We start from the raw sequence: 20,354 nt of genomic DNA, 5'->3' as shown, positions 1-20,354 counted from the left end.
CCCCCCGAACCACGGGGTTCTTTGCGCGGCCCCACCTCCGTCCGGTATGGAAGATTGGGTCATCGAGGACGACGACATGCCGCTGGAGCGGAAGTCTCTGCTCCCCGGCAAGGGCTTTTTCATCCCGGACAGCATCCACGAGGAGCGAAAGGACCGCGAGATTCGAGAGGAAGCGGAGGGCGCCGAGGTGCTCGTCGTGGCGGACCCGGACGCCGACGGGATGGCGTGCGCGGCCATCGTGCGCGAGGTGTACGGCGACGCGGCGCTCGTGCCGGCCGGCCCGCACGAACTCGAAGACGGCCTGCGGCGCGCCGCGGAGTTCGGCGCGGACGGCGCGACGGTGTTCGTCTGCGACCTCTGCCCGGACCAGTTCCACTACGTCGAGGACGAACTCGCGTACCTCGTCGAGCACGCCGGCGAGGTGCACTGGTACGACCACCACCAGTGGACTGAGGATGTCGAGGCCGCCGTCCGCGAGGCGGGCGTGGACCTCGTCATCGGCGACTCCGAGGAGGAGTGCACGGCCGACGTCGCGGTGCGCTCCATCGACGCGGACCTCCCGCGCTACCTCAAGGAACTGGCGGCGGTCACCCGCGACCACGACCTCTGGCTGAAGGAGGACCCGCGCAGCGACGACCTCGCGGACTACTCCTACTGGGTGGACACCGACGAGTACATGGAGACGATTCAGGAGCACGGGGCGGACCTCCCCGAGGACGTCATGGAGTTCCTCGAGGAGCGCCGCGTCGAGAAGAACGACCTCATCGACCGCGCGGTCGCGCGCGCGTCGCTGCGCGAGGTCAACGGCTGGACCGTCGGCGTGACCTACGGCCGCTGCTCGCAGAACGAAGTCGCGGAAGCGCTCCGCGAACAGGGAGCCGACGCCGCAGTCGTCGTCAAGCCCTCCGGGAGCGCGAGCATCCGGGGCACCGAGGACTTCCAGCGCGCCCACGAGGTCGCGCGCCAAGTGAACGGCGGCGGCCACCCGAAGGCCGCGGGCTGCAAGCCCGACATCTACGAGGACATGCTGGACTACGCGAACCACTGGACATCGCAGGGCGCGACCGCGAAACAGGTCATCCTCGACGGGTTCCGCAACCTCGACCCCGAGGAAGAATCCGAGGAGTCCTAACTAGCGCTCGCCCGCGAGCCACTTGTCGGAGTACGACTCCCCGCAGGAACAGTAGACGTAGGCGTGGATGACGTCGCCCTCCGCGTAGAGGCCGCCGACCTCCTCGTTTTTCGGTTCCGCGAACGAGAACGCGAACTGCGCGCTGTGTTCGTCACCGTCGTCGGCGTGCGGGCAATCACCGCCCGAGAGGTCGCTGTCGACGTGCCCGGGGTTGTCCATCGCGGCAGACCCGAAGTCCATCGCGCCCATCCCCGTGATTTTCTGGAAGACGCTGCGGCCGCGCTCGCCCTCGACGACGAGGACGACTCCGTCCTCAGAAGCGCTCTGCGCTTCTGATGGGCTGCGAGAATCGCTTTGCGATTCTCGAACGTCCTCGACCCGTTCGGCGTCGTCGCGGTCGGCCAGTTTGTCCACGTCGGAGACGTACGACTCGGAGAGGTAGAGTGCGACGTCGTCGGTCCTGTCGCCGGCGAGATACGCGTCGTAGTCGCTCACGGCGACGAATACGCGACGAGCGCGAAAAAGCGTGGCGTTCCGTTAGGCTTCGGCTTCCTCGGCGTCCGCGTCCGCTTCGGCGTCGCCTTCGCCGTAGAGAGACTCGACGGACTCCTCGCCGCGCTCGCTGATGGAGACGTTGAGCTGCGCGACCGCTTCGGAGACTTCCTTCCCGCGGACGGTGACGCGCTTGCGCTGGCCGTCGTCCTCGGGGTTGAATCCGGGGCCGCCCTTGAGCATCACGTCCTTCAGCGCGGCGCCGTTGACGTCGCTGCGCATCGGTCGGCCGGCGGCGTCGCTGCCGCCAGTGATTTCGACGGTGTAGCCGTCGAGGCCGACGGCTTCGCCGTCGACTTCGTCGCCGATTTCGAGGCCGAGGAACCGGTTCGCGTCCTGTCCGTCTACCTCCTGCTGGTAGCTTCGCCCCGACTCGGGGTCGGCGACGACAACTTGGAACGTAGCCATGCGTGAAACCAATCGGGCGCAGTTCAAAAACCCGTCGAAGCCGCTCCCGCCGGCAGGACGCTCCTCGCGGGGGAATTGTGGGTGCTGGGACGTAGCCGCCACCCGAGCGTTGAAGGCGCGGCCCGCACAACGACGCGGTGACTGGCATGGACCGGGAACGACTCATGGACCGCCTCGAAGCCGAGTTCGGTGGGACGCCCGCGGAGCGACGCGTGGTCGCACGGATGGCGGGCGACCTCGCTGACGCCGGGGCGTTGGCCGATGACCTCGACGCCGAGGTGACGCCGGAGACTGTCCTCGACAACTTGCGCGACGCGCCGGGCGGGTCGCCAGCCGAGCGCTGGAACTGGTGGGTGGGCGCGCTGGAGGCGTCCCACGGCGGCTACCGGCGGTTCCGCGTGGCGGCGTGGCAGCAGGACTCCTAGACGGAGCGACGGGCGAGCGCGCGCACAGCGCCGGCGACCGGGAGGACCACCCACGCCGCGAGCGCCGCGAGCAGGACGCCGCGACTCAGTCCGGTCCCGGTGAGCACGCCCGCGATGCCGCCCGCCGTCGTGGAGACGGTCCGGAGCACGAGCACGCGGAAGAGGTCGGCGGGGTTCGCAAGCACGGCCACCGACACGACCCACTGCGGGAGGTCGAAGGCGGCGACGGCGCCGAGCGCGACGAGGTCGTGGACGAGCACGAACCATACCCACGCCGCGAGCGCGGCGCCGAGCGCCCGGGTCTTCTCGCTGGCGAGCGCGGACGCGAGCACGCCGACGCCGAGGAACGCCAGCGCCGCCGCGACGGCGGTCAGCGCAACCCACGCGTATGCGCCGAGCACGCCGATTCCAGCGTACCGGACGAGGAGCGCGCCGCCGACCGCGAGCCCGAGCAACATCCCGCCGCCGACGGCGGCCGCGCGGCCCGCGTACTTCCCGACGACCACCGACGGCGTCGACAGCGGGAGCGCGAGCAGTATCTCGAGAGTGCCCGACTCGTCGGCGCCGACGATGGCGTCGTAGCCGGCCGCGAGCGCGACCAGCGGGACGACGTAGACGCCGACCTGCGCGAAACTCGCGAGCACCGCGCCGACTCGCGCCGGGCCGACTGCCGAACCGCCGAGCGCGACGAGCGCAACCGAGAACAGCGCGAACACGGCCGCGGCGCCGACCGCCCAGCGTCGACGGACGGCGATGCGGTACTCGCGGGCGGCCACTTCGACGGTCCCCCGGAGCGCGCTTCGCACGCCGCCGCGCGCCGCGAAACCGGTGGGAGTGGCGCCGTCGGCCGCAAATTTTGGTGACTGGGCGGCGGTCGCACCGCCGTCGGTCGCCGGTCGGTCGGACGCCCCCTCGGGGTCCTCGTCGTCGGCCGTCACGCGCGCTCACCTCCGGTGCCGAGCGACACGTCGCCGCCGGCCGCGACCTCCTCGCGGAACACGGCGTCGAGGCCGGGTTCGGTGACTTCCACGGCATCGACGTCGGCAGCCTCACGGAGCGCGTCAAGGACATCGAAGACGCGCTCGCGGTCGCAGTCGACGTGGACGCGCGTGCCGTTCGCGGTAGCGCGAGCGACGCCGTCTTCGGGCGCCAACGAGGCTGCCGCCGCGTCGGCGTCCCCGGCGACTGTCGCGTCGACGGTGACGGTGTCCGCGGCCGCACGACGGAGGTCGTCGACGCTCCCCGACACGGAGACATCGCCGTCCTCCAGAACCGCGACGCGGTCGCAGAGGCGCTCGATTTCCGGGAGGACGTGAGAGCTGACCAGCACCGTCACGTCCGTCTCCGTGGCGAGCGCGTCCACGACAGCGTGGAAGTCCGCGACGCCCGCGGGGTCGAGGCTGGCGGTGGGTTCGTCGAGCAACAGCACGTCCGGGTCGCCGACGAGCGCGGTGGCGAGCCCGAGCCGGCGATTCATGCCGTTCGAGTAGCCGCCGACGCGGCGGTCCGCGTCGTCCGCGAGGCCGACGGTGCGGAGGACGCGCTCGACGCGGCGGTCCCGGGTATCCGCGGAGACGCCGCGCACGCGAGCGTGGAACGACAAGACCTCGCGGCCCGTCAGCGACGGAGGGAAGCCGGCGTGCTCGGGAAGGTAGCCGACGCGCTCTCGGAGCGCGGTGCCCGCCGACGGCGAGAGGCCGGCGACCGTGACGCTGCCCGCGTCGGGCGTCTCGTGGCCGACGAGGAGTTTGAACAGCGTGGTCTTCCCGGCGCCGTTACGGCCGACGAGGCCGAGCGTCTCCCCGCGGTCGACGGACAGGCTGGCGCCGTCGAGCGCGGTGACTGTGCCGTAGGACTTCTGTACGCTGCGGATGTCGATGGTTGGGTCAGGCATAGTATCGCCTCCAGTCGTCGTGTGCGGGGGCCGCCAGCGGGTGGTGGTCGACGACACCGGGCGCCTCTACGAGCGGCACCGACCGGCCGGCCAGCCGGACCGCGTCGAACGCCGGGCTGGACGCGAACACGCGGGTCTCGGGGTGCTCGCGCGCGAGGTTCTCGACGGTGCCGTCCGGCTGGAAGCGGACCTCGCTGACGCCGTCGTGGTCGACGTCGACCGGGCTGGCGTCGCTCCAGTAGTTGCCGCGGGCGCTGCCGTTCCACGCGACCTGCTGGCCGACCACGGCGTACATCGCGTCGGCGTTGTCGACGAACGAGTTCCCGGACGCGCGGACATCCACGCTGCCCGCCGTGAGGTGGACGCCGACGTCGTTGGCGAGCACGAGGTTGTCCCGGAACGTGTCGTCGAGCGAGTTGTAGACGAAGATGCCGTTGTCGTTGCCGACGAAGTGGTTGCCGGCGATGACGGAGTGGTCGACCTCCTTCACGAGGACGCCGTGCCCGCTGGTCCCGGTGTTGTTGACCGCGACGTTGCCGACGATTTCGAGGTCGTCGGAGACCATCAGCGCGTAGCCGGCGTCGTTGTCGAACGCGGTGTTGTTCGCGAGGCGGTTGTGGTCGGAGTACATGTAGTGGACGCCGTACCGGAGGTCCCACATCGTGTTGTTCGACGCGAGCACGCCGGAACTCCACGAGAAGTAGACGCCGTCGCGGACGTCCGTGATGCGGTTGTCCGCGACTTCAGCGTCGTTGGCGCGCCACAGTTGGATGCCGTTCCCGCGGTTGGACAGGCGGTCGATGGACGCGCGCCCGACGATGGTGGTGTTCCGGACGGTGGCGTCGGGCACGCCGTCGACCCAGACGCCGAACGTGGTGTTGGTGATACGAGCGTCCGCGAGCGTGGCGTTCGCCGCGGCGACCCAGACGGCCGCGTCGTTGTCTGCCGTGCTGTAGCCGGCGTTGCGGACCCACACGTCCCGAATCGTCACGCCGCTGGCGTTGACGGTGAGGACGTCCCCGTCGGCGCGCCCGGAGACGACCGACCGCGAGGGCGACTCCCCGGCGATGGTGACGTTCGGCGTCTCGATGCTGACCGGGCCGGCGACGTGGCCGTGGACCGCGACAGTATCGCCGGATTCCGCGGCGTCGACGGCCGCAGCGAGGGAGTCGTAGCGTTCGTCGCCGATGGCCGCGTAGCCGTCGCCGCGCTCGCCCACCGACGAGAGCGCGAAGTCGTACTCCGCGGGGACCGGCGCGTCGAACGCGACCTCGGGGCTGCCAGCCGCGTCGTCGCTGGGGGCGGCGACGACGGCGCCGACGCTCACCACGAGGACGGCGACGACCGCGACGGCGAACCCGCGCTCGATGCGGCGGTCAGTCACGGTCGGTCACCTCGCGGCCTCCGCGTCCTCCGCGCTCCCGCCCGTGACGCGCGCGGCGAGGTCGCCGAACGTCGCGTCGCTGTCCCGGAAGTAGAACGCGACGACGAGCAGGGCGACGGCGGCGATTGCGAGGTACGCGCCCGTCCCGAAGCGACTGTAGCTGGTGATGTTCGCGACGTGGTACTGTCCCCACAGCGGCGGCGTGAACCCCTCGACGCCCATCACGGGCGCGCCCGGGTCGAGCGTGTGGCCGGCCTGATAGAGGCGGTACTGGATGTCCGCGAGCATCACGCCGAACACGACGACGGTGCCGACCAGTTGGGCGGTCAGCCCGCGCTTCAGGCGGCGCGCGTCCGGCGCGAGCGAGACGAACAGCGTGGCCGCCGACACCGCGACGAACGCCAGCGGGCCGAACGACCACTCCGGCACGTCCACCGCGTACGCGTGGGGCTCGTAGTTCGGCTGCCAGTACACCGGGTCCGGGTAGTAGAAGCCGATGTACTTGTTGAGGTTCGCCATCTCCGCGTAGTCGCCCGCGATGCGGGGGTAGGCGTACAGTTCGAGGTGCAGCGTCGTCGACGGGTACTGCACCGCGTCGACGGCGATGCGCCACATCGGGAACCACAGCGCCGCGACGAACAGTCCCGCCGCTACCAGCGGGAGCGCGCGCCGCAGTTCGCGGAACGCCGACGGGTCCGGTATCTCGTAGTCCATGGTGTCACCTGCCCGGGGTTCGCGCGACGAACCACCGGTTGCGACCCCCGCGGGCCGCGCCGACACGACGAGCGTGCCGGCGACCCCGGGAGGCCGCCGATGGCCTCGGGTGGATGACAGACTGCGACCGTCAGTTCTCGCGCGGTTCGACGATCATCCGCGAGCGCATCTCCAAGTGGAGCGCGCTGCAGAAGTACGTACAGTAGATCCAGTAGACGCCCGGCTCGTCGGCCGTGAACGTCGCTTCGCGGGTGTCCTGTGGCGCGATGGCGAGGTGGACGTCGTGGTCGGGGACGGCGACGCCGTGGATGACGTCGCGGACGCCCTCGATGTTCGTCACCGTGAGCGTCACCTCGTCGCCCTCCTTGACGGTGAAGTCCGAGAGGCCGTACTCCGAGCGCATCGAGGACGTCTTGACGTCGACGGAGCGCTCGCCCGTGCGCTCGACGCGGGAGTTCTCCTGGGTGACGAACTCCTTCTCGCCCTCGTAGTCGGCCTTGTCCCACGTCGTCGCGGGGTCGAGTTTGTCACGGTGCGCGAACACGCAGTCGTGGGGCTCGGGGTAGGCGGGGTGGTCGGCGACTAGTTCCATCTCCTTGTTGCCCTGTCCGATGTGGATGAGTTGGTCGTTGTCCGGGTGGATGGGGCCGACCGGCAGGAAGCGGTCCTTCGAGAGTTTGTTCAGACTCACCAGCCACTCGCCGTCGGGGTCGGTGGTCATCGCCTCGACGGCCTGAATGTGGCCGGGGTTGTAGTGGACGTCCTGCTTCCCGATGACGGGGTCCGAGGAGCCCTCCTCTGCCTCGACGGCCGCCTCGATGTCCCACTTGACGGCTTGGGAGTCGATGAACAGCGACGTGTACGCGTGGCCGTTCCCGTCGAAGGTCGTGTGCAGCGGACCGAGGCCGACGTTCGGCCGGCCGGCGACGACGTCCTCGGGGTCGCTGGAGGAGTCGAGAGCGTCGATGTCGATGATGGTGACCGTCGGGGAGAGCTTCCCGGCGACGAACGCGTAGTCGCCGTTCGGGCCGACCTCAACGCAGTGGGGGCTCTTCGGCGTCGGAATGTACCGCACGATGGGGTTGTCGCCCCGATTCAGGTCGCTGTCCTGCGTGCCGTCGACGACGGGCACGCCGTTGACCTCCTCGTAGTTGCCGGCCTCGACGGCCGCCTCGATCGCGGGCACGTCGAACGCCTTCACGTAGTCGCGGTCGTCACGAGTCATCTCCGAGACGGTGACGCCGCCCTCGTCGTTGTACGCCGACGAGATGGCCCAGCGGCCGTCCTTGTCAGTGTCGACGATGTCGAGGTTACCGTCGACTTTCACCTGCCACTGAGTCTCCATCGACTCGGGGTCGACCGCGGAGAACAGCGACACGTAGCTGTCGGGGTCGTGCACGTCGCGACCGTCGTTGGGCAGCGGCGTGCGGAACTCGCCGTTCCCGAAGATGTAGCCCGTGTCCGGGCTCTGGACCGAACAGCCGTGGATGGCCTGCGTGTTCGGGACGTTCGTGATGGCGTCCGTCTCGAAGTACTTCAGGTTCACGCGGGCGATGCGGCCGTTGGCCTTGTCGTTCACCCAGAGGTACTCGCCGTCGTAGTCGCCGTCCGTCTCCGAGAGGACCGGGTGGTGGTTGTCACCCCACGTGAGGTCGCCCGCGTCCTCCAGCATCTCCTTGCTCTGGTCGTCGTAGCCGTAGCCGCGGCCGGCCTCCGTGTTGAACACGGGGATGCGCATCAGTTCGCGCATCGACGGAATGCCGACGATGCGGATTTCGCCGGACTGCCCGCCGGACCAGAAGCCGTAGTACTCGTCGTGCTCGCCGGGCGCCACCTTGTGGTCGGGCGTCTCCGACCCGCCGGAGCCGGTCGTCGTGTTGTTCGAGCCGCCGAGGCTGCTCGAACAGCCGGCCAACCCCGCCATCGCGCCGGTCGCGACGCCCGCCTTCACGAAGTCCCGGCGAGAGAGCTCGAGACCAGCGAGTTCCAGTGTCGTCGAGTCCTCTTCGGTCGTCGGTTCGTCGACCTCCGCGAGCAGGTCGTCGAGTTGGTTCTCGTGGCGCTCGACCACGTCGTCCGGGTCGAGCCTGTCGGTGTCGGTGGTGTCGTCGGTCATCCTCACGTCGACGGTCGGCGACTCACCCACGTAAACCGACGAGCAGAGTACAGAGACTCGGGAACGCGGACGAACATGTTTGGCGCGGATACGACCCGAGAGCGGGACAGTCGAGAGACCACCGGCTCACTGTCGTCGCGAACCCCCTCCGTCGGGCGAAAAAGGAACGCAGTTCGACCGCGCGCGACGCCGTCCCGGCAGTCACTCGACGACGACGGTGCCGACCATGTTCGACGTCGCGTGGGGAACGCAGACGTACGTGTACTCGCCGGGCGTCTCGAACGTGTGCTCGAAGGTCTCACCCTGCGAGACCAGCGCGAACGCGTCACCGCCCTGCTCCATCGTACCGAACCCAGACGCGCCCTCGGGGATGGAGACTTTGTCGTTCATCTCGGGGTACGCGCAGACGTTGTGGCTCGGACTGGCGAACTCCCACGTGACGGTGTCGCCGGTCGAGACCGTGATTTCGTCGGGTTCGAACGCCAACTGTCCGCCCGGCCCCACCGTCACGACGTTCCCGCTGGAGTCGTCGCTTGCCTGCTCCGTCTGTGCCTCCGTCGTCTCCTCACCGCCCCCGCCCCCGCCGCCGCCATCGCCGCCACCGCTGGAACAGCCTGCGAGCGCCGCGGCGCCGACGACTGCAGTGCTTGCGAGGAACCGTCTTCGCGAGTAGTGGTCGTCCATGTTTGCCTCACTTCACCGGTCGGGCATACGGACACGTAAACCGGCGAGCACGGTACCAGACCCCGGGAACGTGGGCGAACATATTCGAATCGGGGATTAGGGAGGTTGCGCTGCGAACCTCCCAGTGGAGGTCGGTAGTCCCCGAGGCACCGCCGACCGACGGAGCCAAACGCGGTGCGTCCCTACGACGCGTATGGACTTGCGGTTTCTCGGCGGTGCCCGCGAGGTCGGGCGGAGCGCGATTCTCGTCGACGACTCGCTGCTGGTCGACTACGGTATGAAACCCGGGACGCCCCCGGGCTACCCCGAAGACGTCGACCCGGACGCGGTCGTCGTCAGCCACGGCCACCTCGACCACGCGGGCGCTGTCCCCGCGCTCGTCGCCGGAACCCGGCGCCCGCCGATCCACTGGACGCCGCCCACGCGGGACCTCACGCGCTTGCTCGCACAGGACACGCTCAAGCTACAGGGCGGCGGCGAGCGCGGCGGCCGATACGACTGCCCGTTCACGCGCGCGGAAGTCGCCGCGCTCGGCGAAGTCTCGGAGACGCACGGCTACCGGGAGACGTTCGAAGCCGCGGGCTACGAAGTCACGCTCTTCGACGCCGGCCACATCCCCGGCAGTGCGCACGTGCTCGTCGATGACGGCGACACCAAACTGCTGTACACGGCCGACTTCAACACCGAAGACCAGCGCCTTCTCGCCGGCACGACCGCCCGGCCCGACGCCGACGTCGTGATTACCGAGTCCACGTACGCAGACGTCTCCCGCGAGGACCGCGCGAGCATCGAGGACGCGTTCGCCGCGTCCGTCGCCGAGACGATTCGCGGCGGCGGCACCGCCGTCGTCCCCGCGTTCGCGGTCGGGCGCACGCAGGAACTGTTCATGGTGTGCGCCGCCCACGACATCCCGTGTTACGTCGACGGAATGGGCGTCGCCGTCACCGAGCGGTTCACGCAGACCAGCGAGTTCCTCCGGGACGCGGACGCGTTCCAAGCCGCCCGCGGCCACGCTCGCTTCCTCGACAAGACGACGCGGAACGGCCAGCGCAAGCGCATCGCGGACAAACCGACCGCCATCGTCACCACCGCTGGGATGCTCTCGGGCGGCCCCGCGATGACGTACGTCCCCGAAATCTCGGGCAACCCCCAGCACGAGCTCGCGCTCACGGGGTACCAGGTCGAGGGGACGCCCGGCCGCGAACTCCTCGACACGGGGAGCGCGGAAATCGACGGCCGGCACCTCCGCGTCGCCGCGCGCGTCAACAGCTACGACTTCTCCGCACACGCCGACCGCGAGGGTCTGCGCGAGTTCCTCGACGACTACCGCGGCAGCGAGGTGCTCGTCAACCACGGCGACCGCTGCGAGTGGTTCGCCGACGAACTTCGCGCGGACGGCTTCGACGCGAGCGCGCCGGACCGCGGCCCGACGATTACGGTGTAGTTACTCGTCGCTCTCCGCGCGGTCGGCGTAGGACTCGAGTTCGTCCGCGAGTTCGCGGGCGTCCGCCGGGGAGAGGGTCGCGCGCTCGGCGTGCGCCGGCACGCGCTCGGTGTCCGTGTTGTCGAGTTCGAGTTCGAGGAGCACGTCGCCGTCGTGGGTCGTGACGTTGAGCACTGCGAGCGCCTCCTCGGTCCAGCCGTGACCCTCGGCCTCGCCGTCGAGAAGGTTGAACGTCGTGTACGCGTTGACCTTGATGATACGGTCGGCCATGCGAACGGGGACGCGTTCCGCGCTGGTGGGTGTTTCGACAGCGACAACAGAAGAGACCGGAGACCGAGCGGTCAGTCGTCCGCGGAGATGGGTTCGCCGTCGCCGTCCGTCGGCGCGGGGCTGGCGTCCATGTCGTCCTCGTCGGCGTACGGGTACCACGTCATCTTCGTGTTGTGCATGTACGGGTCGTGGTAGTCCGTCTCCTCGGGGTCCGCGAGTTCCTGGAGCGCGTCCTCGTCTTGGCGCTGGATGAACTCGCGGAACGTCTCCCCACCCTGCTGCTCGTCCTCGTACGTGGCGAGGAGGTTCTGGATGTACCCCGGCACCTCGTCGGCGGGCACGCGCATCTCCACCCACTCCGCGAAGTGGGGGTTCTCGCCGAGCCCGCCGCCGAGGCCGACGTCGAGGGCTTCCACGGGTTCGCCGTCCTTGCGGGTCTTCATCCCGCGGAGGCTGATGTCAGCAATCTGGGGCTGCGCACACGACGCGGTGCAGCCCGAGAGGTGGATGTGGAAGTCCGTCACGGCCTCCGGGACGTCGACGTTCTCCTTCAGCCAGCGCGCGTACCGCACCTGGCGGTTCTTCGTCTCCACGATGGACAGCGAGCAGTACTCGGTGCCCGTACACGCGATGGAGCCCCGCATGAACGGGTGGGGGTCCGGCGAGTAGTCGTCCAGCAGGTCCGCGGCGAGGAAGTCGTCGAGGTCCGCCTCGGGGATGTCCGTCACGATGACGTTCTGTCGCTGCGTGAGGCGGACTTCGCCGCTGCCGTACTCGTCAGCGAGGTCCGCGAGTTCGTAGACGTCCTCGACGCCCTGCCGGCCCACGAGGACGTTCAGGCCCACGTAGTAGTTGCCGTCGGGCTGCTCGTGGACGCCGACGTGGTCGCCGTGCTCGTGGCCGCCCGCGTTGTACGTGTACTGGTCGCGGAGGTCGTCGCCCGCGGTTTCGAGGTCCCAGTCGGTGTAATCCTCCTGCAGGACGCGACGAACCTTGTCGGCGCCCCACTCGTCGACGAGGAACTTGATGCGGGCGTTGTAGCGGTCCTCGCGGTCGCCGTGGTCGTTGAACAGTTCGGTCGTCGCGGCCGCGATGTCGGTGGCCTTCTCCTCGGGCACCCAGATGTCGACGTCGCGAGCGAGACGCGGCTCCTTCCGGGAGAGACCGCCCCCGATGCGGACGTTGAAGCCGAGTTCGCCGTGCTTCTCGGCGGGCTCGAACGCGAGGTCGTTGATGTCGCCCTGCCCGCAGCCCTGGTCGCAGCCAGTCACCGAGACCTTCCACTTGCGCGGGAGGTTCGAGTAGTCGTCGTTACCCTTGAACGTCTCGTGGAGTTCCTCGGCGACCGGCCACGCGTCGATGTGCTCGTGGGTGTCCTTCCCGGCAACCGGACAGCCGACGATGTTGCGCCACGAGTCACCGCAGGCCTGCTGGGTCGTGAGGTCGTTCGCTTCCAGTTTCTCGAAGATGTCCGGAACGTCCTCCAGTTTGATCCAGTGGAGCTGAATCGACTGGCGGGTCGTCCAGTCACAGTACGCCGCGCCGAACTCCGGATTGTCGACCGGGCCGCGGGCGTACTCGTCGGCGATCTCCGCGACGGTGCGCAGTTGCCCGGGTTCGAGGACGCCGTTGGGCGTCCCGATGCGCATCATGAAGTAGCTCTCTTGGCCCTTCCGCTGGTGGTACAGCCCCCACCACTTGAACCGCTCGAACCACGCGTCCTCCTCGTCCTCGGGGATGGCGTCCCATCCCTCCTCCGCGAACCGGAAGAGATGCTCCCGGATTTCGTTCCCGTAGACCTCGTCTTTCCAGCGCTCGACGTCCGTTGGCATATAGACACACACTCGGCGTCCGGCCTTACCAAGGCGTGCTTGGTGTCAAGGTTCCCCGCGGCCGTTCGATAGCGGATATTGTTACCGCTATCGGCGAACACCTTCGACGAGCTCGAACCCGTCGTCGGTCACCTTCCCGACCGGCAGCCACGGCGTCGTTCCGGACTCCCCGCAGTTCAGACAGTGGCCGTGCGGGCGCGCCTCCACGCGCCGCCCGTCCACGCTCACGTCCACGAACGCCTCGACGACGAGCCACGCGAGCTCGCACGAACAGAAGCCCTCCGCGACCGGCCACACCTCGCTGGTCCCCACCTCGCGCTCGTCGTTCACGCTCACCCACGCGGCGTCGTCGAGCAACCGCAATCGCGTCGCCATACCTCCCGTTAGTGCCCCAGTCGGGTCCACTCGTCGGCGCTGGCAACGCCTGCCTGCCGTCCCCACTACCGTCAAAACTCTCTGGTACCAGCCAGCCCTGGCGGACGTTGCGCGCGCAGCGACAGTTAACCGTGTGTACGCCATACTGTCGAATATGCAAACCCGTACGCGCAGCCACCGTCAGCACGCGTCCGCCGACGCCGCACCCGAGCTGTTCACAGGCGAGGTGGACGGCGAGTGAACCAACACGCCGAACGCGACGCCGACCGCGAGGAGACGCAGGACCGCGACGACGACCACCTCGCCGACGTGGAACCCGGCGCGGGCTGCACGGAGATCTGGGAGCACCTCTCGGAACGCCGGGAGAACCACGACGACGAGGAGTAGGTGTTTTACGCGCAACGCCGTTACCGGACGCTATGACTGACGAGGAGCGGCTCCCGCCGACGGACCGAGAATCACCCGTCGGCGAGCCGGTCGTCCGCGGGGACGAACGCGTCACCGGCGAACACGCCCGCGAAGCCGTCTCGTTCGACCCCGACGACCCCGACAGCGTCGCCGAAGCCGCCGAGACCGTCGGCGCGTTCGCGCGAAACGAACTCGGCGACAGCCACCTCTACATGCTCCGCGGCGCCGCCGCCTGCGCCGCGCTCGTCCGCGCCGAGAACTCCTACAAGGCCGCCGCCGAGCGCGCGGACGGCGACGTCGGCGTCTCGTTCATCCGGAAGTGGGCGCGCGTCCACGACCTCCCGCGGGCCGTCCGCGAGCACGTCGCCGCCGGCCACATCCCCCCGACCGCCGCCAAACACATCGCGCGCGTCGGCGGCGACGACCGCTATCTCCTCGCGTGGGCCGTCGTCGACAACGACCTCACTGTCCGCGACGTCCGCCAAGCCGCCAGCGCGGTCAACGACGGACAACCCCTCGACGAAGTGCTCGAAGCCCTCGGTGTCACGCCCGGGGAAGTCACGGTCACGCTCCCGTCGCCGGTCTACCGCGACCTCCGCCGGCACGCCACCGTCTCCGACACCGACCCCGACGACGTCATCGCGGACGCGCTCCGCGACTACCTCTAGTTCTGCGCGAGGAACGCCTCCGCCGCGTCCGCGAGCACGTCCACCGCCGTCTCGACCTCCCGAAAGTCGATTGTCTCGTCCGGGAAGTGCGCCTGCTCGATGCTCCCCGGCCCGAACATCACGGTCGGAATCCCCGCCTCGATGTAGTGGCGCGCGTCCGCGCCGTACGTCACGCCGCGCGGCGCCGTCTCCCCGAGGTCGTTCGCGCGCATCCCCGACTGGACGGCGGTCACGACCGGCTCGTCAGGCGAGATTTCTGATGCCTCGAACTGGACGGAGAATCGCTCGAACTCCGGCGGGTGTTCCGAGAGCCACTCGCTGTCCGCGACCACGTCCGCGAGTCGTTCCTCGAACTCGGCCTCGACCGCTGCGACGGTCTCGCCGGGTGCGACGCCGATGCGCCACTCCGCAGTCAAGGAAGCCGGTACCGTCGACGCCCACTCGCCGGCCTCTACGGTCCCGCAGACGACGGGCCACTTCGTCGGGAACTCCTCGTACAACGGATGAGTGACCGACTGCTCGCGCTCCTCGGCGAGGTCCGCGAACGCCTCCCGGACGCTGTCGAAGTGCGGAAGCACGGACTCGCCGCGCCACGGCGTCGCCGCGTGCGAGGACCGCCCGGTCAGTCGTAGGCGCTTCATCAGGCTCCCCTCGGAGGCGACCACGGGAGTGAGCGCGGTCGGCTCGGCGATAATCGCGGCGTCTCGGTCGAACGGGTACGGATTGTCCAGCGCCGCGGTCGCCGCGCCGACGCCACCAGCCTCCTCACCGACCACGCCCTCAACGACGACTCGTCCGTCCAGGCCGCGCTCTGCGAGTGCGAGCGCCGCGAACACGCACGCCGCGAGCCCGGACTTCATGTCCGCCGCGCCGCGCGCGGTCAGCTCGTCCCCGCGCCATCGTGCCTCGAACGGCTGCGACGACCACACCGCCTCGTCGGCCGGCACCACGTCGAGGTGGCCGTTCAACACGAGTGTCGGCCCCGCATCCGGGTCGCCGAGTTCGAGGACGCCACCGACACTGCGCCGGTCGGCCGCCCGAATCTCGCGGGGGTCGTCCGGAAACGATCGATGGCTCGCGAGCAACTCCACGTCGACGTCCCACTCGTACGTCTCGAAACCGAGTTCGTCCAACCGAGCACAGAACCACGACGACACCGACGCCTCGTCACCGTCCGTCGACGCGAACGAAACGAGCTCGGACGCGAACTCGCGTACTCCAGGCATACGAATTGGTTCACGGACGGCTGCCTAAGGGTTTCGCTGGATGGTAAACGTTTAACGTCACGGTGCCCCACGTGGAATCGAGGGCCGATAGCTCAGCCCGGCAGAGCGTCTGGCTTTTAACCAGACGGTCGAGGGTTCAAATCCCTCTCGGCCCGCTTCTGCGACGAACGAACAGTTCGTACAGCGTCGCCACTCGGCAACGTCGAAACGAAGAAACCGCTACTGTGTCTGTGCGTGTGCAAGCCAAGCGAGACCCGCGCCGATGCCGACGGCGCCGAGCGCGCCCAGCGCCTGAAGAACTGTGACGACGCCGCTGTTAGTGTACTGCCACGGCATCCCGACGAGCGTCGCGATACCGACGAGTGCGACGAACACGCCGACGAGGACGCCGTAGACGTCGAGCGTATCAGCGAACAACTGTTGCATGCACGACGCGTCGCCGCCGAACACGTTAACGGTGACGGAACGCCGCAGCGGCGTCAGTACCGCGACGGCATGAACGCCAGCATCGTGAGGAACGCCGCCGCCAGCATGCTCAAGATGGTGATTCCCCAGAGCCCGTTCATGCGCTCGTGGAACGTCTCCTGTGCCTCGACATCCGAGTGGTAATCCTCGTAGTCGGTCGTCAACTGCAGGACCGACGCGCCGCCCTGCTGCTCGAAGTGCGCGAGGTACGCGGTGTCACCGACAGACGTGTTCTCCCCCTCGTCGAAGCCGACTTCGTTCGTCCGCGGCGCGAACCACTCGATGGTCACCGACGAGTTCGTGACCGAGGCCACGCGAGTCTCGTTGTCGTTGTTCGGGCGCTCGATTGCGTCGCCCTCCGCGAACTCGTAGACTGTCGGGTCGTCGAGATACTCGTCACGCTCGACGAGTCGGCGCTCCCCATCCTCCTCGACGATGACGTACGTCGTGCCGTTCTGCTCGACTGTCGGCCGGTCAACCGTCTGGACCTCACGGAGCTCGAACTCCGACGGATCCGACTGACTCGGAATGACAACGGAATAATTCCCGCCCCGGTAGACCACCGTATCGTTGGCCGCCCACGACTCCGTGTACCGCGCGGACTCATTAGTCCACTCTGCGGTCGCGGAATCCTCCGAGACCTCTGTGAAACTGTACGACGTCCCCGCCAGCGTCACTGTCTCGTTAGCGGAAACCGTGTAATCCGGGTTCTCTAGTGTCACGTCAGGCTGCTGAGCGGCACCGATGTACGTGTACGCGCCGGCCGCCAGCAGAATGAAAACCACGACGGACACCGCCGCAGCACGTCGTTGCATACTCGAAGCGTAGAGAGGGCGTCGTATAATCGTTACTTTCCCGCCGCGCGAACGCACGGGACCGCCTCAACGACGAACGACGCACGCGAAAAAGCCAAGGGCCGGATTCGAACCGGCGATGGGCGGCTCTGCAGGCCGCTGCGTTAGGCCGAACTCTGCCACCTTGGCACGTCTCGTGGTACTGCGCTCGCTCGCTTAAACGTAGCGGTACGAAGTGTCGCCACTCCGCGCTACAAATGCAGAAAGCCCCGAACAGCAGCAGTGCTGTTCGAGGCTTAATGAAGTATGAATAGTAGGCGGCGAACCGGATTTCCCAGAGGCTCGCGCACTCCAGTACTGACCGGAACGCAGGCGGGCTTATCTTCCGTGTTCGGGATGGGTACGGGAGTTTCCCCGCCGCTATGGCCGCCTTAATACCGACCAACGGAATCGAACCGTTGTTCCCGGACAGAAGTCCGGGACGCCAGTATCGGCGAACGTCCGTGTGTAAGTGCAATCCAGTTAACGCCTGGACTCGACCACGTAATGTGGTGAGTGCATGAGTGTGTGGCATTTGGTCGTTTAGTGCTCGCGGGCTGAACGTCTCGTTGCCTTGACGCGTACACCCCGAGTCTATCGAACTCGTCTTCTACGAGAGACCTCAACGGTGATTCTTTTCCAGGTGGGTTTCGAGCTTAGATGCATTCAGCTCTTACCCCGTGGTGCGTAGCTGCTCGGCACTTGCCCTCTCGGACAACCGATACACCAGTGGCACCCGTTCATAGTTCCTCTCGTACTATATGAACGTTCCTGTCAATCACCAATAACACCCCCAATAGATAGCAGCCGACCTGTCTCACGACGGTCTAAACCCAGCTCACGACCTCCTTTAATAGGCGAACAACCTCACCCTTGCCCGCTTCTGCACGGGCAGGATGGAGGGAACCGACATCGAGGTAGCAAGCCACTCGGTCGATATGTGCTCTTGCGAGTGACGACTCTGTTATCCCTAAGGTAGCTTTTCTGTCAGCAATGGCCCGCATCAAGCAGGCTCATTGGTTCGCTAGACCAGGCTTTCGCCTCAGCGTCCCTCGTTGTGTAGGACACTGTCAGACTACCTTATGCTCTTGCGCTCTTCTCCGGGTCTCCGACCCGGATGAGGTAGCCTTAGGGCGCGCTCGATATCTTTTCGAGCGCGTACCGCCCCAGTCAAACTGCCCGGCTACCGGTGTCCTCCTCCCGGAGTTAGGGTCACAGTCACTGACGGGTAGTGTTTCATGCTTGACTCGGTGGCGTGCTAGCGCACGTACCTGTGTAACGTCTCCTACCTACCCTGCACATCAGCGACCGTGTCCCAGCGACAGCCTGCAGTAAAGCTCTATAGGGTCTTCGCTTCCCCTTGGGGGTCTCCAGACTCCGCACTGGAACGTACAGTTCACCGGGCCCAACGTTGGGACAGTGAGGCTCTCGTTGATCCATTCATGCAAGCCGCTACTGAAGCGGCAAGGTACTACGCTACCTTAAGAGGGTCATAGTTACCCCCGCCGTTAACGGGTCCTTCGCCCCATTGTACTGGGTGTTCAGATACCCGCACTGGGCAGGATTCAGTGACCGTACGCGTCCTTGCGGATTTGCGGTCACCTATGTTGTTATTAGACAGTCGGAGCCTCCAAGACACTGCGACCTGCCCAATCACTGGGCAGGCATCCCTTATCGCGAACTTACGGGACTAACTTGCCGAATTCCCTAACGTCGGTTGTTCCCGACAGACCTAGGCTTTCGCTGCCAGAGCACCTGTGTCGGATCTTGGTACGGACATCGTGCTCGTCTTTTCACGGGCCCCAGATTGACTCGAGTTTCCCTATTCCGCCGTTCGTCCGCTTCCTGCCATTACGGCTTCCACGGACTTGGACGGTTCGACCGGGCGATGGCCCGGCTCGAGCTACTCCGAGGCGTCGACTTTCACTGCACGATGGCACGGGAATATTAACCCGTTTCCCTTTTGACCCGCTCGAATTACGACGGGACTTAGGACCGGCTAACCCTCGGCTGATAAGCATTGCCGAGGAACCCTTGCTCTTCTCGGTCGTCGGGGTTCTAACCCGACTAACGCTGCTACTATGGCCAGGATTTTCTTCCCCATTCGGTCCACTCGAGTTCTCACCCGAGCTTCCGCCCGAACAGAGTGCCAACCTACTGGATCACGCTGTAACGCGTGCCGTTAGGTCTCGGTGGTGAACTTGAGCCCCGATCATTTTGGGCGCCCCGAACCTCGGCCGGTAAGCTGTTACGCTTTTCTTGGAGGGTAGCTGCTTCTAAGCTCACCTCCCGGCTGTCTAGGGCTCGGGACCACCTTCAATCGCACTTAGCTCACACTTTGGGACCTTAACCTAACTCTGGGTTGTCTCCCTCACGGTACACAGGCTTACCCCGCATACCGGATTCCCTGCGTCAACGGCGTTCGTAGGTTCGGAGTTCGACAGGAGGGCCAACTCCTCTCGGAGTTGGACCCTCCAATCGGTAGCTCTACCCCACGAACTACCTCAGCAGAGGTCATGCTTCGACATGTTTCGGTTGGAACCAGCTGTTGCCAGATTCGATGGGCCTTTCACCCCTACACGTAGGTCACGGGAGGGTATTGAAAGACACCAACCCTAACAGACCTCCACATGGCTTTCGCCATGCTTCATCTTGCCCACGCGTAGATCATCTGGTTTCGGGTCGTGTCCGTTTGACTCCCCGCCCTTGAAGACGGCGGCCCTCGCGCAAAGCGCTGCGGCCATGTCGGTTTCCCTACGCCTCCCCGGATACTCCGGTTAGACTCGTCAGACAGACACACTCCCTGGCTCGTTTTTCAAAACGTACGACGGAACATCGGCTCCTCACAGGTCCTACTACAGGCTCGCGCCTGACTCGTTCCCAGTGAGGCCTTTTATGCCCCGTCGCTCCATCGCCACCTGATTTCAAGCCCTATTTCACCCCCCTTTGTGGGGTGCTTTTCAGCGTTCGTTCACACTACTTGTTCACTATCGGTCTCGGAGAGTACTTAGTCTTGGCAGTCGATGCCTGCCATCTTCACGAGGGATTTCCGACCCCCGCTACTCTGGAGCTGGCTCACGATTTACTTGTCCTCGATACGGGGCTGTCACCCTGTATCGCGCTCCATTTCAGGAGACTTCGCGAGAACGTTCGATCGATGCACGCCAGTCCGAACACCACATTGCCCAGAAGGCTTCGGTTTGGACTGTGCCGCGTTCATTCGCCATTACTGACGGCGTCCCATTCGGTTTCTCTTCCTGGCCGTACTGAGATGTTTCAATTCCGGCCGTTCCCTATTGCGCAAAGCAATTGCAGTGGGGATTCCCATTAGGAGATCCTGAGTTCTTCGCCTCCGTGCGGCTCCCTCAGGCTTATCGCAGCTTGGCACGTCCTTCATCGGCATCCGAGCCGAGCTATCCACCAGGTGGCACAGTAGCCACGTTGGATGTCAGCTGCAGAGCAGCTGACGATGGTACTCAACCACACGAAGTGGTCGAGGGTTGTTGGCGGTGAAGCCAACGACG

Annotated in this window: 19 protein-coding genes, 2 tRNA genes and 2 rRNA genes; 6 read left to right on the top strand and 17 right to left on the bottom strand. The window is 66.7% G+C overall.

The genetic code is table 11. The features are described from left to right. Nucleotides 1–46 precede the first annotated feature (46 nt). A complete protein-coding gene (locus tag AVZ66_RS13540) occupies nt 47–1,132 on the top strand; it encodes a DHH family phosphoesterase (protein WP_058984592.1) in 1,086 nt (361 codons plus the stop codon). Here the strand turns inward: AVZ66_RS13540 and AVZ66_RS13535 are convergent, their stop codons facing one another. After that, entirely contained in the window at nt 1,133–1,627 is a 495-nt protein-coding gene (locus AVZ66_RS13535) for a DUF5807 family protein (RefSeq protein WP_058984591.1), read from the bottom strand. 42 nt (nt 1,628–1,669) lie between these two features. Next, nucleotides 1,670–2,092, bottom strand: a complete 423-nt coding sequence (locus AVZ66_RS13530; protein WP_058984590.1) for a 30S ribosomal protein S6e — start codon at nt 2,090–2,092, stop codon at nt 1,670–1,672. Nucleotides 2,093–2,238: 146 nt separating this feature from the next. On the opposite strand from AVZ66_RS13530, the gene AVZ66_RS13525 reads away from it, so the two are divergent. Next, a complete protein-coding gene (locus AVZ66_RS13525) occupies nt 2,239–2,517 on the top strand; it encodes a hypothetical protein (RefSeq protein WP_058984589.1) in 279 nt (92 codons plus the stop codon). On the opposite strand, the gene AVZ66_RS13520 is transcribed toward AVZ66_RS13525, so the two are convergent. The 6 genes from AVZ66_RS13520 to AVZ66_RS13495 all read right to left on the bottom strand — a co-directional run bounded on the left by AVZ66_RS13520 (nt 2,514) and on the right by AVZ66_RS13495 (nt 9,309). Continuing rightward, complete coding sequence (locus AVZ66_RS13520) at nt 2,514–3,455, bottom strand: ABC transporter permease (protein ID WP_058984588.1); 942 nt, start codon at nt 3,453–3,455, stop codon at nt 2,514–2,516. The genes AVZ66_RS13525 and AVZ66_RS13520 overlap by 4 nt on opposite strands. Continuing rightward, on the bottom strand, nt 3,452–4,411 hold the full coding sequence (locus tag AVZ66_RS13515; RefSeq protein ID WP_058984587.1) for an ABC transporter ATP-binding protein: 960 nt from the start codon (nt 4,409–4,411) through the stop codon (nt 3,452–3,454). Before AVZ66_RS13515 ends, AVZ66_RS13520 begins: the two co-directional genes overlap by 4 nt. Then, on the bottom strand, nt 4,404–5,795 hold the full coding sequence (nosD, locus tag AVZ66_RS13510; RefSeq protein WP_058984586.1) for a nitrous oxide reductase family maturation protein NosD: 1,392 nt from the start codon (nt 5,793–5,795) through the stop codon (nt 4,404–4,406). Before nosD ends, AVZ66_RS13515 begins: the two co-directional genes overlap by 8 nt. 6 nt (nt 5,796–5,801) lie before the next feature. After that, on the bottom strand, nt 5,802–6,509 hold the full coding sequence (locus AVZ66_RS13505) for a hypothetical protein (RefSeq protein ID WP_157575673.1): 708 nt from the start codon (nt 6,507–6,509) through the stop codon (nt 5,802–5,804). 130 nt (nt 6,510–6,639) lie between these two features. Then, complete coding sequence (gene nosZ, locus AVZ66_RS13500) at nt 6,640–8,625, bottom strand: TAT-dependent nitrous-oxide reductase (protein ID WP_058984585.1); 1,986 nt, start codon at nt 8,623–8,625, stop codon at nt 6,640–6,642. A 201-nt stretch (nt 8,626–8,826) separates the two neighbouring features. Beyond that, nucleotides 8,827–9,309 (bottom strand): plastocyanin/azurin family copper-binding protein, encoded by a 483-nt coding sequence (locus AVZ66_RS13495; RefSeq protein WP_058984584.1) that lies wholly within the window; start codon nt 9,307–9,309, stop codon nt 8,827–8,829. A 193-nt stretch (nt 9,310–9,502) separates the two neighbouring features. Between AVZ66_RS13495 and AVZ66_RS13490 the strand changes: the two genes are divergently transcribed. Continuing rightward, nucleotides 9,503–10,753, top strand: a complete 1,251-nt coding sequence (locus AVZ66_RS13490; RefSeq protein ID WP_058984583.1) for an MBL fold metallo-hydrolase — start codon at nt 9,503–9,505, stop codon at nt 10,751–10,753. Here the strand turns inward: AVZ66_RS13490 and AVZ66_RS13485 are convergent, their stop codons facing one another. The 3 genes from AVZ66_RS13485 to AVZ66_RS13475 all read right to left on the bottom strand — a co-directional run bounded on the left by AVZ66_RS13485 (nt 10,754) and on the right by AVZ66_RS13475 (nt 13,230). Further along, entirely contained in the window at nt 10,754–11,023 is a 270-nt protein-coding gene (locus tag AVZ66_RS13485) for a DUF6360 family protein (protein WP_058984582.1), read from the bottom strand. A gap of 71 nt (nt 11,024–11,094) precedes the next feature. Further along, nucleotides 11,095–12,855 carry a nitrite/sulfite reductase gene (locus tag AVZ66_RS13480; protein WP_058984581.1) on the bottom strand — a complete coding sequence of 587 codons (1,761 nt, stop codon included), beginning with the start codon at nt 12,853–12,855 and terminating at the stop codon, nt 11,095–11,097. Between the two features lie 87 nt (nt 12,856–12,942). After that, a complete protein-coding gene (locus AVZ66_RS13475; RefSeq protein WP_058984580.1) occupies nt 12,943–13,230 on the bottom strand; it encodes a hypothetical protein in 288 nt (95 codons plus the stop codon). Nucleotides 13,231–13,467: 237 nt separating this feature from the next. On the opposite strand from AVZ66_RS13475, the gene AVZ66_RS16730 reads away from it, so the two are divergent. After that, the gene (locus AVZ66_RS16730) at nt 13,468–13,617 is read left to right on the top strand and encodes a hypothetical protein (protein WP_169793375.1); all 150 of its coding nucleotides are present in this window, start codon (nt 13,468–13,470) and stop codon (nt 13,615–13,617) included. A gap of 32 nt (nt 13,618–13,649) precedes the next feature. Then, entirely contained in the window at nt 13,650–14,306 is a 657-nt protein-coding gene (locus tag AVZ66_RS13470; RefSeq protein ID WP_058984579.1) for a hypothetical protein, read from the top strand. Here the strand turns inward: AVZ66_RS13470 and AVZ66_RS13465 are convergent. Next, on the bottom strand, nt 14,303–15,532 hold the full coding sequence (locus tag AVZ66_RS13465) for a M20/M25/M40 family metallo-hydrolase (protein ID WP_058984578.1): 1,230 nt from the start codon (nt 15,530–15,532) through the stop codon (nt 14,303–14,305). The two genes, AVZ66_RS13470 and AVZ66_RS13465, sit on opposite strands and share 4 nt — an antisense overlap. An 81-nt stretch (nt 15,533–15,613) precedes the next feature. Between AVZ66_RS13465 and AVZ66_RS13460 the strand changes: the two genes are divergently transcribed. Then, nucleotides 15,614–15,687, top strand: a tRNA-Lys gene (locus AVZ66_RS13460). A 64-nt stretch (nt 15,688–15,751) separates the two neighbouring features. Here the strand turns inward: AVZ66_RS13460 and AVZ66_RS13455 are convergent. From AVZ66_RS13455 to AVZ66_RS13435, 5 genes are all read right to left on the bottom strand, one after another. Then, on the bottom strand, nt 15,752–15,958 hold the full coding sequence (locus AVZ66_RS13455; RefSeq protein WP_058984577.1) for a hypothetical protein: 207 nt from the start codon (nt 15,956–15,958) through the stop codon (nt 15,752–15,754). A gap of 53 nt (nt 15,959–16,011) precedes the next feature. Further along, nucleotides 16,012–16,812 (bottom strand): hypothetical protein, encoded by an 801-nt coding sequence (locus AVZ66_RS13450; RefSeq protein ID WP_082678851.1) that lies wholly within the window; start codon nt 16,810–16,812, stop codon nt 16,012–16,014. Between the two features lie 92 nt (nt 16,813–16,904). Beyond that, a tRNA-Cys gene (locus AVZ66_RS13445) sits at nt 16,905–16,980 on the bottom strand. Nucleotides 16,981–17,103: 123 nt separating this feature from the next. After that, a 5S ribosomal RNA gene (gene rrf, locus AVZ66_RS13440) occupies nt 17,104–17,225 on the bottom strand. Nucleotides 17,226–17,353: 128 nt separating this feature from the next. After that, nucleotides 17,354–20,275, bottom strand: a 23S ribosomal RNA gene (locus AVZ66_RS13435). Nucleotides 20,276–20,354 lie beyond the last annotated feature (79 nt).

This window comes from Halobacterium sp. CBA1132, from assembly GCF_001485535.1.
Classification (GTDB): domain Archaea; phylum Halobacteriota; class Halobacteria; order Halobacteriales; family Halobacteriaceae; genus Halobacterium.
This window is presented reverse-complemented; position numbering and strand designations above follow the sequence as displayed.

What these genes read in the sequence shown, in the direction of transcription:
- AVZ66_RS13505 (WP_157575673.1), bottom strand. Translation starts at nt 6,509, where the DNA reads ATGGACTACGAGATACCGGACCCGTCGGCGTTCCGCGAACTGCGGCGC.
- AVZ66_RS13540 (WP_058984592.1), top strand. Translation starts at nt 47, where the DNA reads ATGGAAGATTGGGTCATCGAGGACGACGACATGCCGCTGGAGCGGAAG.
- AVZ66_RS13490 (WP_058984583.1), top strand. Translation starts at nt 9,503, where the DNA reads ATGGACTTGCGGTTTCTCGGCGGTGCCCGCGAGGTCGGGCGGAGCGCG.
- AVZ66_RS13485 (WP_058984582.1), bottom strand. Translation starts at nt 11,023, where the DNA reads ATGGCCGACCGTATCATCAAGGTCAACGCGTACACGACGTTCAACCTT.
- AVZ66_RS13530 (WP_058984590.1), bottom strand. Translation starts at nt 2,092, where the DNA reads ATGGCTACGTTCCAAGTTGTCGTCGCCGACCCCGAGTCGGGGCGAAGC.
- AVZ66_RS13475 (WP_058984580.1), bottom strand. Translation starts at nt 13,230, where the DNA reads ATGGCGACGCGATTGCGGTTGCTCGACGACGCCGCGTGGGTGAGCGTG.
- AVZ66_RS13480 (WP_058984581.1), bottom strand. Translation starts at nt 12,855, where the DNA reads ATGCCAACGGACGTCGAGCGCTGGAAAGACGAGGTCTACGGGAACGAA.
- AVZ66_RS13450 (WP_082678851.1), bottom strand. Translation starts at nt 16,812, where the DNA reads ATGCAACGACGTGCTGCGGCGGTGTCCGTCGTGGTTTTCATTCTGCTG.
- AVZ66_RS13515 (WP_058984587.1), bottom strand. Translation starts at nt 4,411, where the DNA reads ATGCCTGACCCAACCATCGACATCCGCAGCGTACAGAAGTCCTACGGC.
- nosZ (WP_058984585.1), bottom strand. Translation starts at nt 8,625, where the DNA reads ATGACCGACGACACCACCGACACCGACAGGCTCGACCCGGACGACGTG.
- AVZ66_RS13455 (WP_058984577.1), bottom strand. Translation starts at nt 15,958, where the DNA reads ATGCAACAGTTGTTCGCTGATACGCTCGACGTCTACGGCGTCCTCGTC.
- AVZ66_RS13470 (WP_058984579.1), top strand. Translation starts at nt 13,650, where the DNA reads ATGACTGACGAGGAGCGGCTCCCGCCGACGGACCGAGAATCACCCGTC.
- AVZ66_RS13465 (WP_058984578.1), bottom strand. Translation starts at nt 15,532, where the DNA reads ATGCCTGGAGTACGCGAGTTCGCGTCCGAGCTCGTTTCGTTCGCGTCG.
- AVZ66_RS13525 (WP_058984589.1), top strand. Translation starts at nt 2,239, where the DNA reads ATGGACCGGGAACGACTCATGGACCGCCTCGAAGCCGAGTTCGGTGGG.
- AVZ66_RS13495 (WP_058984584.1), bottom strand. Translation starts at nt 9,309, where the DNA reads ATGGACGACCACTACTCGCGAAGACGGTTCCTCGCAAGCACTGCAGTC.